The organism is Xanthomonas sp. F1 (assembly GCF_014199855.1).
Window position 1 is genome coordinate 113,056 of sequence record NZ_JACHOK010000003.1, and the last position, 14,788, is coordinate 127,843.

Annotated in this window: 14 protein-coding genes; 4 read left to right on the forward strand and 10 right to left on the reverse strand. The window is 65.6% G+C overall.

From position 1 onward, the window contains the following. Window positions 1-114: 114 nt before the first annotated feature. The 10 genes from GGR71_RS09430 to GGR71_RS09475 form a co-directional block, all read right to left on the reverse strand. Window positions 115-2,013 carry a hypothetical protein gene (locus GGR71_RS09430; RefSeq protein WP_237474235.1) on the reverse strand — a complete coding sequence of 633 codons (1,899 nt, stop codon included), beginning with the start codon at window positions 2,011-2,013 and terminating at the stop codon, window positions 115-117. A 121-nt stretch (window positions 2,014-2,134) separates the two neighbouring features. Further along, window positions 2,135-2,539, reverse strand: a complete 405-nt coding sequence (locus GGR71_RS09435; protein ID WP_160957534.1) for a GtrA family protein — start codon at window positions 2,537-2,539, stop codon at window positions 2,135-2,137. Then, on the reverse strand, window positions 2,536-3,834 hold the full coding sequence (locus tag GGR71_RS09440; RefSeq protein ID WP_160957533.1) for an NAD(P)/FAD-dependent oxidoreductase: 1,299 nt from the start codon (window positions 3,832-3,834) through the stop codon (window positions 2,536-2,538). Before GGR71_RS09440 ends, GGR71_RS09435 begins: the two co-directional genes overlap by 4 nt. Before the next feature lie 22 nt (window positions 3,835-3,856). Beyond that, the gene (locus GGR71_RS09445) at window positions 3,857-4,801 is read right to left on the reverse strand and encodes an NAD-dependent epimerase/dehydratase family protein (protein WP_160957532.1); all 945 of its coding nucleotides are present in this window, start codon (window positions 4,799-4,801) and stop codon (window positions 3,857-3,859) included. 1 nt (window position 4,802) lies between these two features. Then, entirely contained in the window at window positions 4,803-5,531 is a 729-nt protein-coding gene (locus tag GGR71_RS09450) for an SDR family oxidoreductase (protein WP_160957531.1), read from the reverse strand. A 2-nt stretch (window positions 5,532-5,533) separates the two neighbouring features. Further along, entirely contained in the window at window positions 5,534-6,841 is a 1,308-nt protein-coding gene (locus tag GGR71_RS09455; RefSeq protein WP_160957530.1) for an FAD-binding oxidoreductase, read from the reverse strand. Then, complete coding sequence (locus tag GGR71_RS09460; RefSeq protein ID WP_160957529.1) at window positions 6,841-8,229, reverse strand: UbiA family prenyltransferase; 1,389 nt, start codon at window positions 8,227-8,229, stop codon at window positions 6,841-6,843. The genes GGR71_RS09455 and GGR71_RS09460 overlap by 1 nt, the downstream gene beginning before the upstream one ends. Window positions 8,230-8,350: 121 nt before the next feature. Next, window positions 8,351-9,328 (reverse strand): lysylphosphatidylglycerol synthase transmembrane domain-containing protein, encoded by a 978-nt coding sequence (locus GGR71_RS09465; protein ID WP_160957528.1) that lies wholly within the window; start codon window positions 9,326-9,328, stop codon window positions 8,351-8,353. A gap of 20 nt (window positions 9,329-9,348) precedes the next feature. Further along, window positions 9,349-10,290 carry an electron transfer flavoprotein subunit alpha/FixB family protein gene (locus tag GGR71_RS09470; RefSeq protein WP_160957527.1) on the reverse strand — a complete coding sequence of 314 codons (942 nt, stop codon included), beginning with the start codon at window positions 10,288-10,290 and terminating at the stop codon, window positions 9,349-9,351. Further along, window positions 10,290-11,036: an electron transfer flavoprotein subunit beta/FixA family protein gene (locus GGR71_RS09475; protein WP_152236056.1), complete on the reverse strand. Its 747-nt coding sequence runs from the start codon at window positions 11,034-11,036 to the stop codon at window positions 10,290-10,292. The genes GGR71_RS09470 and GGR71_RS09475 overlap by 1 nt, the downstream gene beginning before the upstream one ends. Window positions 11,037-11,270: 234 nt before the next feature. Between GGR71_RS09475 and rfbB the strand changes: the two genes are divergently transcribed. The 4 genes from rfbB to rfbD all read left to right on the forward strand — a co-directional run bounded on the left by rfbB (window position 11,271) and on the right by rfbD (window position 14,740). Continuing rightward, entirely contained in the window at window positions 11,271-12,326 is a 1,056-nt protein-coding gene (gene rfbB / locus GGR71_RS09480) for a dTDP-glucose 4,6-dehydratase (RefSeq protein ID WP_160957526.1), read from the forward strand. A gap of 61 nt (window positions 12,327-12,387) precedes the next feature. Then, a complete protein-coding gene (gene rfbA, locus GGR71_RS09485; protein ID WP_160957525.1) occupies window positions 12,388-13,275 on the forward strand; it encodes a glucose-1-phosphate thymidylyltransferase RfbA in 888 nt (295 codons plus the stop codon). Then, a complete protein-coding gene (gene rfbC, locus GGR71_RS09490; protein WP_160957524.1) occupies window positions 13,272-13,829 on the forward strand; it encodes a dTDP-4-dehydrorhamnose 3,5-epimerase in 558 nt (185 codons plus the stop codon). The genes rfbA and rfbC overlap by 4 nt, the downstream gene beginning before the upstream one ends. Continuing rightward, window positions 13,826-14,740: a dTDP-4-dehydrorhamnose reductase gene (gene rfbD / locus GGR71_RS09495; RefSeq protein ID WP_160957523.1), complete on the forward strand. Its 915-nt coding sequence runs from the start codon at window positions 13,826-13,828 to the stop codon at window positions 14,738-14,740. The genes rfbC and rfbD overlap by 4 nt, the downstream gene beginning before the upstream one ends. Window positions 14,741-14,788 lie beyond the last annotated feature (48 nt).

Below are 14,788 nucleotides of genomic sequence, written 5' to 3' on the forward strand. Positions count from 1 at the left end.
ATCAGCCCCAGAGGATCCTGGCCCGGTACCACGGCGGCGAGTAGGTCATCTTTGCTCATCGGCAAATAACGTCGGCGGCGAGCGCAAAAGCTGGCGCCGCCGACGTCATGGTGGTCAGTGGACTGGCGCGATAGCGAGCCGCTGCAGTGCGAAGCCAAGTTGTCGCCCGTCCCCGCCGATCCCGGCGGAGATAGGACTGAACGCATTTGGCGTTCTGATTTCGAGGGTGCACAAGTCGCAATCGAGTGTGGCTTCCACGGAAGCGGGACCCTTCAGCATGGCGGAGTAGATCCGCTTCCCGGAGAGCAGAACTTCAACTTGTTGCTCCTTGATGTTTCCCCCCAGGAAAGGCGCCACTTGTAAGGTCATGCGGTTGCCTCGATGCGCCTTGAATTGCAAGGCGGCTCCACTTCCCAGGGAGTAAACGAAGTCACCTGTCGGTTCCGTTGTCGAAAATGAAGCGAGAGAACAGTCCCTGAGGGCCTCGCCGATGGCATGGTCTCCTGCGTACATTTTTTGTGCCATCGCTGGTACACAGAATGCATCCAGGTTGAGAGGCGATTGCTTCGGTGGGTTCGCGCCAAGACGCGGATTGACGAACATTGGGTTGGAAACCGTATTGAGTGATAAAAGATCAAGGGAGTGCTTCTTTCCGAACATGAACTCCCAGTCGCGGTTCACGTAGACCGATGCCCCTTCACGGACCAGCTCAAGCACCAGTGCGGTCGTCATGGGCCATGACTCCGTCGTCACATCAACGAGCACGGTTTTCCCCTTCGCGGAGGGCATGATCTGAGACGGAAGCGCATATGTTTCCGCGCTGGAGAATGCCGGGTGGGGTTTATAACTCAAGATAATGAACACGCCAGCCAGCAAAAACACCGCGGGAGCGATGGGTTTTGCGTACTTCTGCAGTAGCGCCGCGGCTCCTTCCATGATCAAGAAGAAGCTGATTGCGACCAAGGCGTAGACATAGAACGAGTTGAATTCATAGAGAGGGCCGGTAATGCGCGTGGCCCAAAATATGGACATGACCAATGCGACTACCGCGGCGAGGGCCACATTCCTGTACCCGTAAGCGCGCTGGCGCAGTGGGTCAACGAGGATTGCCAAAGCGGAGAGGCACAGAAAGGCAGCTGCAGGCCACGCGCTGGCCAATGTGACATTGTTGCTTGCGGCGGCCTCTGGATACGCGTCAAACAGCCAGAAACCCAGGATGTAGCGCAGGGCAGAAGGAAAAGATGGGCGAGGATCTTGGTTGGCGTGTAGGTAGGCAAGAACTTCCTGGATATTGGATGGTCTTACAAAAATCGCATTGATGAGAATGGGGAGCGCAAAAACGAACGCTATCGCAAGCAGCCAGACCAGCGTCCGGACATGCGGTCGCCAATTCCCACCCGTGCTCAGGATCCAGCCGGCTGTTCCATAAGCAGCGACCGGAATGACAAGGGCCGCTTGTGCTATGTGCCCGTGGATGCAGAATCCGAAGGCAAGCGCCAACGCGATCAGGCCTGAATCTTTTCCCATTGAGGCAGCGGCTGCCGCAATCACCAGCAAAAGAAATGGTCCGAACAGAACGTGAGGCGGCCAGATGCTTGAGAGACTTCCAAAGGTCGTCAGGCCGAGGACGATGATGACAGCCAGTACCAAGGTGCTTGCAGCCCTCTTGGAGTCGCACACGAGCGCGCAGAGGCTGGCCGAGAGCGCCACAAAAAAGCTCTGCAGGAGTATGCCTGCTAAGACATGGGCTTGATGCGGGCTGTTTACGAGGTGTGAAACCTTGAAGAAGACCAGTTCGCCGAGCGCATAGACGTAGAAGAATGCAGGGCCAGGGTGATGGAAATGCCAGCGAGAATAATTTCCCAGCAGCTCCTTCATTGCTCCCGCGTTGGCAATCTGCAGCCCATTCGCCGCGAAGTCACCGGATTCAAGGACCGCGGGGCCGAAAAGGAAGTGAAATGTTCCGACGAACTGGGTGCATAGGATCGCCACGAACGCGGTAAAGAAGATCATTCGCAGATCTGGCTTCGCCAAACTGCTGGTGGGTGGCCCTTTGGGGAAAAGGAGGGCGTTTGTATATTTCATGAGCATCGTATTTAGGATATCCGTGAAGGGCGAATTCAACGAGACGCGTTCATTGCGGTGGGGCGATCTTGAAGCTCAGATGCTTGTGCCCGACAAAGCTCGTGAAGATGGGAGTGGCCACACCGATGGCGTGTGCAACGGCTTCGGGATAAAAATCGAACCCGATCAATGGGAAAAGCCACCGTGCCAGCAGCAGGCTGATCGCGATCGTCTGCAAGATGGCGAGTATGTTCACGGTCACGAACCAGAAGGCCTGCTTGTGTAGCGCGTTCCCCGCTTTTTTGAACACGAACTGGCGGTTCAGCACGAACGCGATCGCCATGCCGATCAGGTAGGCCAGCGCGATGGCGGGGACATAAGCCAGCCAATGGCTCAGAAGGATTCGCGAGGAAAAGTTGGCCGCGGCAGCGATGCCTCCCACGACCACAAAGCCGATGAACTGCCGACTGATCATATCTGCGACAGTGCCGTTCGCGCGAGCTGGCTTCCTACCGCAATACTCTCGTTGATCGAGCGGTCTTCCGGATAATAGTAGGCAGTATCCGCCATGTAGAAGCCCTGCAGCGGCGTCTTCATCGGCGGCAGCATGTCCTGGAACCCCGGCGGGCAGATGGTCTGCGCGTACTCGTAGCGATGGCAATGGGTCGCGCGGATCCATTCCGGCTTGAAGTCCGGATTGATCATCGGCAAGTAGCTGATGACTTCGTCGATCAGCTGCTGGTTGCTCCACTGCCATTTCGGATGGGTCTTGGGCATGTAGTAGGGCGCATACACGATGTGCTCGCCCGGGCCCTTGCCGGGGTTGAGGTTGCTGTATTCGATCAGGCCGGGGATGGAGATCCGCTCGTCGCTGATGTTCATCCAGAAGTTCTCGCTGACCGGCTTGGACAGCTTCAGGATCACGCAGGCGACCGGGATGTTCTCGATCGCGGCGACCTGGTCGGCGAAGGTCTTGGGCAGGCCAGGCACTATGCCGGGCACGTACTGGATCGGTGCCGTCGACACCACGCCGTCGTAGGCATGATGGCCGTCGCGGGTGCGGATGCCGGTGACCTTGCCGTCGACCGAGGCGACTTCCTCGATCGGTTGCGACAGCAGGATGCGTCCGCCAAGGCGCGTCACTTCTGCGGCCATGCGTTCCAGCAGCACGGCCGAGCCGCCCTCCAGATAGCCCATGCTTTCATTGAACAGGTTGCGCCGCGACAGTGCCACGCGCTTGATGCGGGTGCCGATCCACGACGCGGACAGGTCGTTCTGGTACTCGAAGAACTTCAGCGCGAAGGCCTTCTCCCACATCACCTTGTAGGCCTTGGGGCCGATCCAGCGGGTGATCCAGTCGCGCGCGTTTTCCTTGTCCAGCGCAGTCCAGTCGCTGATGCCCTTGGTGTGCATGACGTGCAGGGCGTAGCGGATCTTGTCGACCAACCCCAGGTGCGGGAAACCGAGCAGTGCGAACGGCGTTCCCCACTTGTGCAGCTTGCCCTGGTAGTAGTACCCCATCTTGGTGTCCGTCCAGTGCAGGCGGTCGGACAGCTTCAGGTCTTCGAGCAGCTTGAACAGCGGAAAATCGGTCTTGCAGATGAAGTGGTAGTAGCGCTCGATGCGTAGGCCGTCGAAATCGAAGTCCGCGGACATGCCGCCGATGCGGTCGTCGCGTTCGTAGACGTCGACCTGGTGGCCCTTCTTCAGCAGTTCCATGGCAGCCATCAAGCCCATGGGGCCGCTGCCGACGATCGCGAATGTACTCATGGTTCTGGTCTCGTATGACGGTTCAGCGCTTGAGCACGATGTGGCTGTAGCGCGGGTCGGTATAGCTTTCGCGGATCGCGTCTTCGAACGGCGTCTGGCGCACGCCGAACACCGCTTCGGTATCCACGCCCTTGAAGTCGTCGCCGGCGCTCAGCGCCTTCAACTGGTCGGCGGTGAACGGCGGCTTGGAACTGAAGAGCGAATACACGCGCAGCAGGAAGGCGAAGAAGCCGATCGGGATATGCACGATCAGGGTGTGCAGTTTCTTGACCCGCTTGATCGTCTTGATGATGTCGACGTAGTCCACGCGCGTATCGCCGACGATGTCGTAGACATGGCCGTCGGGTTCGCGTTCGATGCACTTGGCGATGCAACGGCAGAAGTCGCGCTCGTACAGCGGCTGGCGCATGAAGCGGCCATCGCCCGGGATCGGGAACACCGGCGTCTTGGCCATGAAGCGCGACAGCCAGCCCAGGTGCTTGGGATCGAACCAGCCGAACATCAGGGTCGGACGCAGCACGCAGTGGCGCAGGCCGCTGGCGACCACCATTTCTTCCTGAGCGCGCTTGGTGTTGGTGTAGTCGTCCTTGGCCACCGAATTCACCACCGAGGAACTGATGTGCACCAGGTACGGCACCTTCGCTGCACGGCAGGCATCGAGCACGTGCGCGGTCGCGGTCAGGTTGTTGCGGGTGAACAGGTCGGTGGTCTTGCCAGTGATCTGCGCGTGCAACTGGGCGACGCAGGCCGCGCCCTCGAACTCGCGTGCCCACTCGCCGGGTTCGGCCAGATCCGCCTCCACCACGCGCACCGCCGGATGCAGTTCGCGCAGGATCTGCAGGTTGTGCGCATGCTTGTCGATCGCCACCAACTGGGTGTAGCCCTGCTGCTCCAGTTCGACGATCAGGTTCTGGCCGACCAGGCCCGCGGCGCCGGTGATGACGATCTTGGCGTGTTTGTCGGTCATGTCAGAGCTTGATCCTGCGGAAAACGAATTCGGGAATGGATTTGATGACGAACATGATCGCCCACCAGAAACCGGGCAGGTAGGCGACCGCGCGGCGGCCGTCGACTGCGCGCAGGATGCCCTTGGCGATCTGGTCGGGCTTGGCCCACAGCGCACCCTTCTTGAAGGCGGCGGTCATCGGCGTATCGACGAAGCCCGGCTTGATTGTGAGGACGTTGATGCCGTCCGGGCGCAGGCGCTGGCCGAGGCCGCTCAAATACGCGCTGACTGCGGCCTTGGCGCTGCCGTACAGGTAGTTGCTGGCGCGGCCGCGGTCGCCGGCGACCGAGGAGATCACCGCCAGCGTCGCCCCCGCGCGCAGGCGCGGCACCAGCGCGGCACACAGGGCGATCGTCGAGGTGCCGTTGGTGGCGAACTCGCGCATCGACAGGTCGACCGAGGCGTCGCACGCGACCTGGTCGGGCAGCGTGCCGTGGGCGATCAGCACCACGTCGACGCCGCCCAGCGCGGCCCAGGCGGCATCGAAGGCCGCCGCATGGCCGGCGCTGTCGTTGACGTCGAGCACGCCGCAACTGGCCTTGCCGCCGCGCGCCGACAGATCCGACGCGATGGCGCCCAGGCGCGCGGCCTGGCGGCCGAGCAGATGGAGGGCCGCGCCGCGCGCGGCGTAGTGCCGGGCAGTGGCCTCGGCGATCGCCGAGGTGGCGCCGATGATGAGGACGCGTTGCATGTTCACTCCGTGACCCGGCGCCAGAAGCCGGAAGAAAAGCGGGGATCGAGATAGCGGCTGAAGTCCTGCCAGCGGGCATAAGCACGCTGGAACGAGGCGGCGGACATGCGCGCGTCCTTGGCAGGGTACAGAGCGCCGCCGGCGGCGTCGACGATGCGGTCCAGCCGCTCCAGCAGGCGCAGCACGTCGGCGCCATCGTTGGGGAAGTCCAGCGCCAGGGTGGTACCCGGGCGCGGGAAGGACAGCATGCCGCGCCCGGGGAGGTCGCCGAACTCCTTCAGCACGGCCAGGAAGGAGCCGCTGCCGCTACGGGCGATTTCCGCCAGCAGCGCGTCCACGCCGTCGCGTGCGGTGGCCGGCGGCAGCACGCACTGGTACTGCAGGAAGCCGCGCGGGCCGTACATGCGGTTCCAGTGGCGGATGCCGTCCAGCGGATAGAAGAACGGCAGCAGGTGGCTCAGCCGGCGCTTGCTGCGCGCGGGCTGGCGCCAGTAGTACAGCGTGTTGAACGGGCGCAGCGACAGCGTGTTGACCAGCGAGACCGGCGGGGTCAGCGGCATCGCCAGGCCCTTGCCGGGTGAGGCCGGGCGTTCCTCTGGCAGGCCGGCGCAGTGATCGGCGCGGGTGAAGTGGCCGCGGCCGCGGGCGCGGCCGCTGGCCAGGCAGTCGATCCAGGCGACGCTGTACTCGTGGCTGTCGGCGGAGGCGGCGGACAGCGCGAAGAACTCGTCGAGCGAGCCGAAGCGGATGTTCTCCGTCTCCAGCGCCGGGCCCGGCACGCGGCGCAGCTGGATCTCCGCCCAGGTGATCAGCCCGGTCAGGCCAAGTCCGCCGACCGTGGCCGCGAACCAGCCGTCGGCATCGGCGTCCGGCGTGCACAGGCGACGGCTGCCGTCGCTGCGCAGCAGCTCGAAGGCGAGCACGTGGTGACCGAAATTGCCGGTGCGGTGATGGTTCTTGCCGTGCACGTCGTTGGCGATGGCGCCGGCCACGGTGACGTAGCGGGTGCCGGGCGTCACCGGCAGGAACCAGCCCTGTGGCAAGGCCAGGTCGATGATCTCGGCGAGGGTAACGCCGGCCTCGCAGCGCAGCCGGCCGGACGCCGGGTCGAAGCCGATGAAGCGGTCCAGGCTGCGCGCGCACAGCAGGGTGCCGTCCGGATTGAGGCAGCTGTCGCCGTAGCTGCGGCCGTTTCCACGTGGCAGCGCGTTGCCGGCGAAGGCCGGCAGGGTGGCCGCCCGGTCGGCGATCGGCAGCAGCGTCTGCGTCGCGTGCGGATAGCGTCCCCAGGACTGCCCGGCATCGGCCATCAGATGGCGCTCAGTGCGAACAGCCCGCACAGCACCACGACCACCTGGCTGACCCGGTCGGTGGCAGCGAATACGATCGGATCGTCGTGCATGTCGCCGCGGTGCGCGACGATCCAGACCCGGCTGACCCAGTACAGCAGCACCGGGCAGATCAGCCACAGCAGCTTCGGATGCCGATACAACTGCACGCTTTCCGGGCTGTTGATGTACAGCGCCATGACCATGACCGCGATGTAGCCGGCCGCCGCGCCCATCGACTGCAGCAGCACCAGGTCTTCCACCGAATAGGCCCGCCCGCTGGCCTTGGTCTTGCCGCTGCCGAGCATCGCGTGCAGTTCGGTATAGCGCTTGAGCAGCGCCAGCGAGAGGAAGATGAACATCGAGAACGCCAGCAGCCAGAACGACAGTTCCAGGTCGATGGCAACCGCGCCGCCGATGATGCGCACGGTGTACAGCGCGGCCAGCAGCACCACGTCGATCATCACGATGCGCTTGAGCCGCAGCGAGTACGCCAGCGTCATCACGTAGTAGGCCAGCAGCACCAGGGTGAACTGCAGGTTGCAGGCCAGCGATAGGGCCAGTCCGGCCACGGTCAGGGCGGGCGCGGCGAACAGGCCCTGCAGCAGCGGCAGGCGGCCGGCGGCGAATGGCCGCTTGCGCTTGCGCGGATGCTGGCGGTCGGGGGTGAGGTCGAGCAGGTCGTTGAGGACGTAGACGCCGGAGGCGCACAGCCCGAACGCCACCATGGCGATCACCGACTGCAGCACCGATTCGCCCTCCAGGAAGCGGTGCGAGGTCAGCAGCGGCACGAACACCAGCAGGTTCTTCAGCCACTGGTGCAAGCGCAGCGCCTTGAGCCAGGCGCGGGCGCGCGGCGGCGCCGGCCAGTGCCCATGCACGGTGGTGCGCTGTGCGGCGGCCGCACGCAAGCCGTTGCCGTTGTTGACCACCCAGGCGCCGCCGGCCTTGTCCCACACGTGCAGGTCCACGCGGCCATTGCCTGCATAGTCGAAATTGCCTTCGCCGAACCGCTGCACCAGCACCTCGGCCTTGTTGCGGCCGGACAGGTTGCGTTGCCCGTCGCTGGCGATGACCTCTTCGAACAGGCCAAGGTGCGCGGCGATCGGCGCCACCAGCAATTGGTCGGAGGCGGTGCACAGCACGCGTGGGCGCTGCGGCGTGGTGCGCAGCAGCTCCAGGACGTGTTCGTTGTAGGGTAGGGTCTCGGCCGGGAGGGTGACCCGGGCGGCCAGTTCGCGCTTCAGCGCGGCCTTGCCGCGCAGCAGCCACAGCGGCAGCAGGAACACGTACAGCGGGTTGCGCGCCAGCAGGGCCAGCAGGGACTCGTAGAGGATGTCCGAATTCAGCAGCGTGCCGTCCAGATCCACGCAAAGCGCGCGCCCTGAGACAGCCGGGCGGTCGGCGGGGGAGCTGGGGGGAAGGGACATTCTGCGGCCTGGCGATGCATAGTGGGGCCGAGATTATACCTGTGACACGCTCTGGCCCCGCTCAGCCGGCTTGGCGCCGCTGCAGGAATTCGGTCGTGCCCATTGCCAGGGCGCCCACGGCGACCGCATACCAGAGCGTCACCAGCCGTGCGGCCACCGCGACCGCGATCGCATCGGCGGTGGCGACGCCCATCCGGTCCAGCATCAGCACGATCGCCAGTTCAGTGGTGCCGACCCCGCCGGGCACGAAGGACAGCGCGCCGATCAGCATCGCCAGCGGGTAGATGCCGAACGCGACCAGCGGGTCCAGGTGCAGGCCCAGGCCGTGGCACAAGCCGACGAAGACCGCCGAGGTCAGGCCCCAGGCGCCCGCGCCCGCGATCAGGCTGCGCACCATCTGCGCGGTGCCGAGGCAGGCACGCAGCTCCATGGCGGCGAACACGGCGAATTGCGCCGCCCCCCGCAGCCAGCGGCCGGGCAGACGCCGGCCCACGCCCTCCAGCCACGACAGCAAGGCCGGCCAGGCGGCGGCGCCGAACAGCAGGGCGACGAAGCCCAGCACCACCGCGGCGAGCGTGCCCAGGGTGGGGAAGACCGGTGCGGCCAGCAGCGACAGCGCCAGGATCACCAGCAGGTCGGAGGCGCGCTCGAACACGAACACCGCCAGCGTCCGCCCCGCCGGCACGCCCATGCGCGCGAAATAGCGGATGCGCAGCAACTCCCCAGCCTTGCCGGGGGTGGCGGTCAATGCGAAGCCGGCCAGGTAGGCGGCCCAGCCCAGCCAGAACGGTACCGCATGGCCTTGTCGTTGCAGCAGCCAGCGCCAGCGCCAGAAGCGGAACAGGTAGCTGGCCGAGACCGGCAGCACCGCCAGCGCCAGCAACGGCCAGATCGCGCCGAGCCGGGCGAACGTGCCGTTGCCGCGGTCGATCCACCACAGGGCGGCCAGGTAGCCGCCGCACAACAGCACGACGAACAACGCCAGATGATCCGCACGGTGGCGCGGCGCGGGCACGCCGTCGGCGCCGTGCGGCATCATTCCCGGGTCTCCGCGACGGCTCAGCCCAGCGCCTTTTCCAGCTCCGGCAGCACCGTGAACAGGTCGCCGATCAGGCCGATGTCGGCGATCTCGAAGATCGGCGATTCCGGATCCTTGTTGATCGCGACGATGGTGCCGGCGTCCTTGATGCCGGTCAGGTGCTGGATGGCGCCGGAAATGCCGATCGCCACGTACAGCTCCGGGGCGATGATCTTGCCGGTCTGGCCTACCTGCAGTTCGTTGGGCACATAGCCGGCGTCGACCGCCGCGCGCGAGGCGCCGACCGCGGCGCCGAGCTTGTCGGCGAGCTGGTAGACGATCTGGAAGTTCTCCGCCGAGCCGACGCCGCGGCCACCGGAGACCACGCGCTTGGCGCTCTGCAGGTCGGGACGGTCGGACTTGCCGGCGGCTAGGCCGACGAAGCGGGTGTGGCTCGGCAGCGACGCGTCCACGCTGGCCGCTTCGACCGCCGCGCTGCCGCCCTGCGCCGCTTCCGGCCAGGAGGCGCTGCGCACGGTGGCGACCACGATCTGGTCGGCCGGGGCCTGCACGCTGATGATGGCGTTGCCGGCGTAGATCGGGCGCTTGAACGCGTACTCGCCGTCCACCGCCATCAGGTCGGAGATCTGGTTCACGCCGAGCAGGGCGGCCACCACCGGCATCAAATCCTTGCCGAAGGTGGTGGAGGGGCCGAACACGTGGGTGTAGCCGGTCGCCAGGGCGGCGATCTGCGGGCCCAGCACCTGCGCGATGGCGTGCTCGTTGGCGGGATTGGCGACAGTCAGGACGCGGGAGACGCCGGCGAGTTGCGCGGCCTGTGCGGCCACCGCGGCCGGATCGGACGCCAGCACGACGATGTCGATGGCCTCGGGCGACAACGCCTGCGCGGCGCTGACGCACTTGGCGGTGGCGGCGTTGAGCTGCCCGTTGAGATGTTCGGCGACGACGAGGATCTTGGCCATTACAGCAACCCCTTGTTCTTCAGTGCGGCCACCAGTTCGGCGGCATCCTTGACCATCACGCCGCGGCTGCGCTTGGCCGGCGGGGCGTAGTGGGTGGTGGTGAGGCTGTCGTTGGCCTCCACGCCCAGGTCGGCGAAGGCCAGCGTCTGCAGCGGCTTGCTCTTGGCCTTCATGATGTCCGGCAGCTTGATGAAGCGCGGCTCGTTCAGACGCAGGTCGGTGGTGACCACCGCCGGCAGGTCCACTTCCAGGGTCTCCAGGCCGGCGTCGACCTCGCGGGTCACCGTGGCCTTGCCGTCGGCCACCACCAGCTTGCCGGCGAAGGTCGCCTGCGGCCGGCCCCACAGCGTGGCCAGCATCTGCCCGGTCTGGTTGGCGTCGTCGTCGATCGCCTGCTTGCCGAGGATCACCAGGTCCGGCTGCTCCTGCTCGACCAGCTTGAGCAGGGTGCGCGCGGCGGTCAGCGGCTGGATCGCCGCATCGGCGACCACGTGGATGGCGCGGTTGGCGCCCATCGCCAGGCCGTTGCGCAGGTGCGCGGCGGCATCGGCCGGGGCGATGGTGGCCACCACCACCTCGCTGGCGATGCCGGCGTCGCGCAGGCGCAGCGCTTCTTCCAGGGCGATTTCGTCGAACGGGTTGGCGGAGAGCTTGACGCCCTCGGTGACCACGCCGGAGCCGTCCGGCTTGACCTGGATGCGGACGTTGTAGTCCACCACGCGCTTGTAGGCGACGAGGATTTTCATCGTGTACGAGATCCTTCAGCAGTGCGGGAAGGCCCGGCCGCGGCGGCTGGCACGGGGCAGTCGGAGGATTCTAACCGGGCGCGGGGGACCATGCGAGGGCGTATGGTCAAGGGCGGGCGGTGGACTGAACAAGCCTAATGGCGTGAGCGCGTCGGGCTACCTCCAGCGCTATGCTTGCCGGTTACGCTCCAGCGATTCTGTCTGGGGCCCAGGCCAAGACACAGGAGAAAGGCATTGGCGACTTGGCTCGTGACCGGCGGTGCCGGTTTCATCGGCGGTAATTTCGTGCTCGAGGCGGTGGCGCGCGGCATCCGTGTGATCAACCTGGACGCACTGACCTACGCCGGAAACCTGAACACACTGGCGTCGCTGGAGGGCAATCCCGACCACGTGTTCGTGCACGGCGATATCGGCGACCGCGACTTGGTGCGCCGTCTGCTGACCGAGCACCAGCCCGACGCGGTGGTGAATTTCGCCGCCGAAAGCCACGTGGACCGCTCGATCGACGGCCCCGGTGCCTTCATCCAGACCAACGTGGTCGGCACCCTCGGCCTGTTGGAGTCGGTGCGCGATCACTGGAAGGCGCTGCCGGAGGACCGCCGCGACGCGTTCCGCTTCCTGCACGTGTCCACCGACGAGGTCTACGGCACGCTCGGCGAGACCGGCAAGTTCAGCGAAACCACCCCGTATGCGCCGAACTCGCCGTACTCGGCGTCCAAGGCCGCGTCCGATCACCTGGTGCGTGCGTTTCACCACACCTACGGCCTGCCGGTGCTGACCACCAATTGTTCCAACAACTACGGCCCGTACCACTTCCCGGAAAAGCTCATTCCGCTGGTGATCGCCAAGGCGCTGGCCGGCGAGCCGCTGCCGGTGTACGGCGACGGCAAGCAGGTGCGCGACTGGCTGTTCGTCGGCGACCATTGCGAGGCGATCCGCACCGTGCTGGCCAAGGGCAAGGTCGGCGAGACCTACAACGTCGGCGGCAATGCGGAGAAGCAGAACATCGAAGTGGTGCAGGCGATCTGCGCGCTGCTGGACGCGCGACGTCCGCGCGAAGACGGCAAGCCGCGCGCCAGCCAGATCACCTACGTCGCCGACCGGCCCGGCCACGACCGCCGCTACGCCATCGACGCCTCCAAGCTGAAGAACGAACTGGGCTGGGAGCCGCAGTACACCTTCGAACAGGGCATCGCGCTCACCGTGGACTGGTACCTGAGCCATCAGGATTGGGTGCAGGGCGTACTCGACGGCCGCTATCGGCTGGAACGGATGGGCGCGCTGCAATGATGCGGTGGCCGTTCGATCCTCATGTCCGCTGCACGAAGCAGCGTTTCGACAGAATCTGACCATGACGCAACGTAAAGGCATCATCCTCGCCGGAGGATCCGGCACCAGGCTGTATCCGATCACCCAGGCGGTCAGCAAGCAGTTGCTGCCTGTCTACGATAAGCCGATGATCTACTACCCGCTTAGCGTGCTGATGCTCGCGGGCATTCGCCAGGTGCTGGTGATCAACACGCCCCACGAGCAGGCGCTGTTCCGCAGGCTGCTGGGAGACGGGGCGCAGTGGGGCATGGAGATCCAGTACGCGGTGCAGCCCAGCCCCGATGGATTGGCGCAGGCTTATCTGATCGGGCGCGATTTCGTCGACGAAAAGCCGAGCTGTCTGGTGTTGGGCGACAACATCTTCCACGGCCATGGGTTGACCGAGACCTTGCGGCGCGCCGATGCCCGCACGCACGGCGCGACCGTGTTCGGCTACTGGGTGAACGATCCACAGCGCTATGGCGTGGCCGAGTTCGACGCGTCCGGCAAGGTCATCGGTATCGAGGAAAAGCCGGCGTCGCCGCGGTCTAACTATGCGGTGACGGGCCTGTATTTTTACGATGGCGATGCCAGTCGCCATGCCGCAGAGCTGAAGCCTTCCGCCCGTGGCGAGTTGGAAATCACCGATCTCAATCGGCGCTATCTCCAGGAAGGGCGACTGCACTTGGAAGCCTTGGGGCGCGGCTACGCGTGGCTGGATACCGGTACGCATCAATCGTTGCACGAAGCGTCCAATTTCATCGAGACCATCCAGGCGCGCCAAGGGCTGCAAGTCTGCTGTCCGGAGGAAATTGCGTTCCTGCAGGGGTGGATCGATGCCGAACAATTGCAACGTTTGGCGCTTCCAATGGTCAAGAACAGCTATGGCCTGTATCTGCAGGCCCTGGCGAAACGAGGAAAGCTTCTTTGAACCTGATCGAAACCGCGATACCCGGCTGTGCCGTCATCGAACCCAAGGTGTTTGGCGACGCGCGCGGCCATTTCTTCGAGAGCTGGAACGCCGAGCGGTTCGCACAGGCCGGCTTGCCAGCGGCGTTCCTGCAGAGCAACGTGTCAGTCTCTTCCAAGGGCGTATTGCGCGGCTTGCACTATCAGTGGCCGCGGCCGCAGGGCAAGCTGGTCAGCGTCCTGGAGGGCGAGGTCTATGACGTTGCCGTGGACATACGCCGCGGTTCGCCCTACTTCGGGCGATGGGTTGCCGCTATCTTGAGCGCGGAGAACCACAAGCAGTTCTGGATCCCGGAAGGCTTCGCCCATGGGTTCGCGGTGTTGTCGGAGCGCGCGGTATTCAGCTATCTCTGCACCGATGTCTACGTCCAGGAAGCGGATGCTTCGGTGCGCTGGGATGACGCCGATATTGCGGTGGACTGGCCGCTCAATGCGCCGTTGCTGTCGGCCAAGGACGAAAAGGCGCCATTTTTGAAGGACATCGCAGAGGATCGCCTGCCGGTCTACCAGCCATGAGCGTGCTGGTCTTCGGCGGCAACGGCCAGGTCGGGCAGGAGCTGCTGCGGGCGCTGGCGGCGCAGGGGCCGGTGCTCGCGACCACGCGCAGCGGCCAGTTGCCCGACGGCAGCGCCTGCGAGCGCGCCGATTTCGACCAGCCGCAGACGCTGGGCGAGGTGCTGGACCGGCTGCGGCCGACGGCGGTGGTCAACGCTGCGGCCTACACCGCGGTCGATCGCGCCGAACAGGATGCCGAGGCCGCGCACCGCGCGAATGCCGAGTCGCCGGCGGCGATCGCCGCCTGGTGCGCGGCGCATGGCGTGCCGCTGGTGCATTACTCCACCGACTACGTGTTCGACGGCCGGGGCACGCAGCCCTATCTTGAGGATGCACCGACCGCGCCGCTGGGCGTGTACGGCGCCACCAAGCTGGCCGGCGAGGAGGCGATCCGCGCGTCTGGTGTGCAGCATCTGATCTTCCGCACCGCCTGGGTGTATGCCGCGCACGGACACAATTTCCTGCGCACCATGCTGCGGGTCGGCGCCGAACGTGACGAATTGAAGGTGGTCGCCGACCAGGTCGGCACGCCGACCCCGGCGGCGCTGATCGCAGACGTCACCGCGCGGGTGCTGGCGCAGCGCGCGACGCTGCCGTCCGGCACCTGGCACCTGACCGCGGCCGGCGAGACCACCTGGCACGGCTTCGCCGAGGCGATCTTCGCCGAGGCGGTGGCGGCGGGCCTGTTGCCGCGCGTGCCGCGGGTGCTGCCGATCACCACCGCCGAGTATCCGACCCCGGCCAAGCGCCCGGCATACTCGCGCCTAGATGTGTCGTGTCTGCAGCGCGATTTCGCGCTGGAACTGCCGCAGTGGCGCGATGGCCTGCGCAAGGTGATCGGCGAGCTGGCCGCGGCAGCGCCGGCCGCCTGATACGGTGCGCACTGCAAAACAGCATCGGTGAAAAACAAAGAGCCGGGC

What these genes read in the sequence shown, in the direction of transcription:
- rfbD (WP_160957523.1), top strand. Translation starts at nt 13,826, where the DNA reads ATGAGCGTGCTGGTCTTCGGCGGCAACGGCCAGGTCGGGCAGGAGCTG.
- GGR71_RS09455 (WP_160957530.1), bottom strand. Translation starts at nt 6,841, where the DNA reads ATGGCCGATGCCGGGCAGTCCTGGGGACGCTATCCGCACGCGACGCAG.
- GGR71_RS09440 (WP_160957533.1), bottom strand. Translation starts at nt 3,834, where the DNA reads ATGAGTACATTCGCGATCGTCGGCAGCGGCCCCATGGGCTTGATGGCT.
- GGR71_RS09435 (WP_160957534.1), bottom strand. Translation starts at nt 2,539, where the DNA reads ATGATCAGTCGGCAGTTCATCGGCTTTGTGGTCGTGGGAGGCATCGCT.
- GGR71_RS09445 (WP_160957532.1), bottom strand. Translation starts at nt 4,801, where the DNA reads ATGACCGACAAACACGCCAAGATCGTCATCACCGGCGCCGCGGGCCTG.
- GGR71_RS09465 (WP_160957528.1), bottom strand. Translation starts at nt 9,328, where the DNA reads ATGATGCCGCACGGCGCCGACGGCGTGCCCGCGCCGCGCCACCGTGCG.
- GGR71_RS09450 (WP_160957531.1), bottom strand. Translation starts at nt 5,531, where the DNA reads ATGCAACGCGTCCTCATCATCGGCGCCACCTCGGCGATCGCCGAGGCC.
- rfbA (WP_160957525.1), top strand. Translation starts at nt 12,388, where the DNA reads ATGACGCAACGTAAAGGCATCATCCTCGCCGGAGGATCCGGCACCAGG.
- GGR71_RS09430 (WP_237474235.1), bottom strand. Translation starts at nt 2,013, where the DNA reads ATGATCTTCTTTACCGCGTTCGTGGCGATCCTATGCACCCAGTTCGTC.
- GGR71_RS09475 (WP_152236056.1), bottom strand. Translation starts at nt 11,036, where the DNA reads ATGAAAATCCTCGTCGCCTACAAGCGCGTGGTGGACTACAACGTCCGC.
- GGR71_RS09470 (WP_160957527.1), bottom strand. Translation starts at nt 10,290, where the DNA reads ATGGCCAAGATCCTCGTCGTCGCCGAACATCTCAACGGGCAGCTCAAC.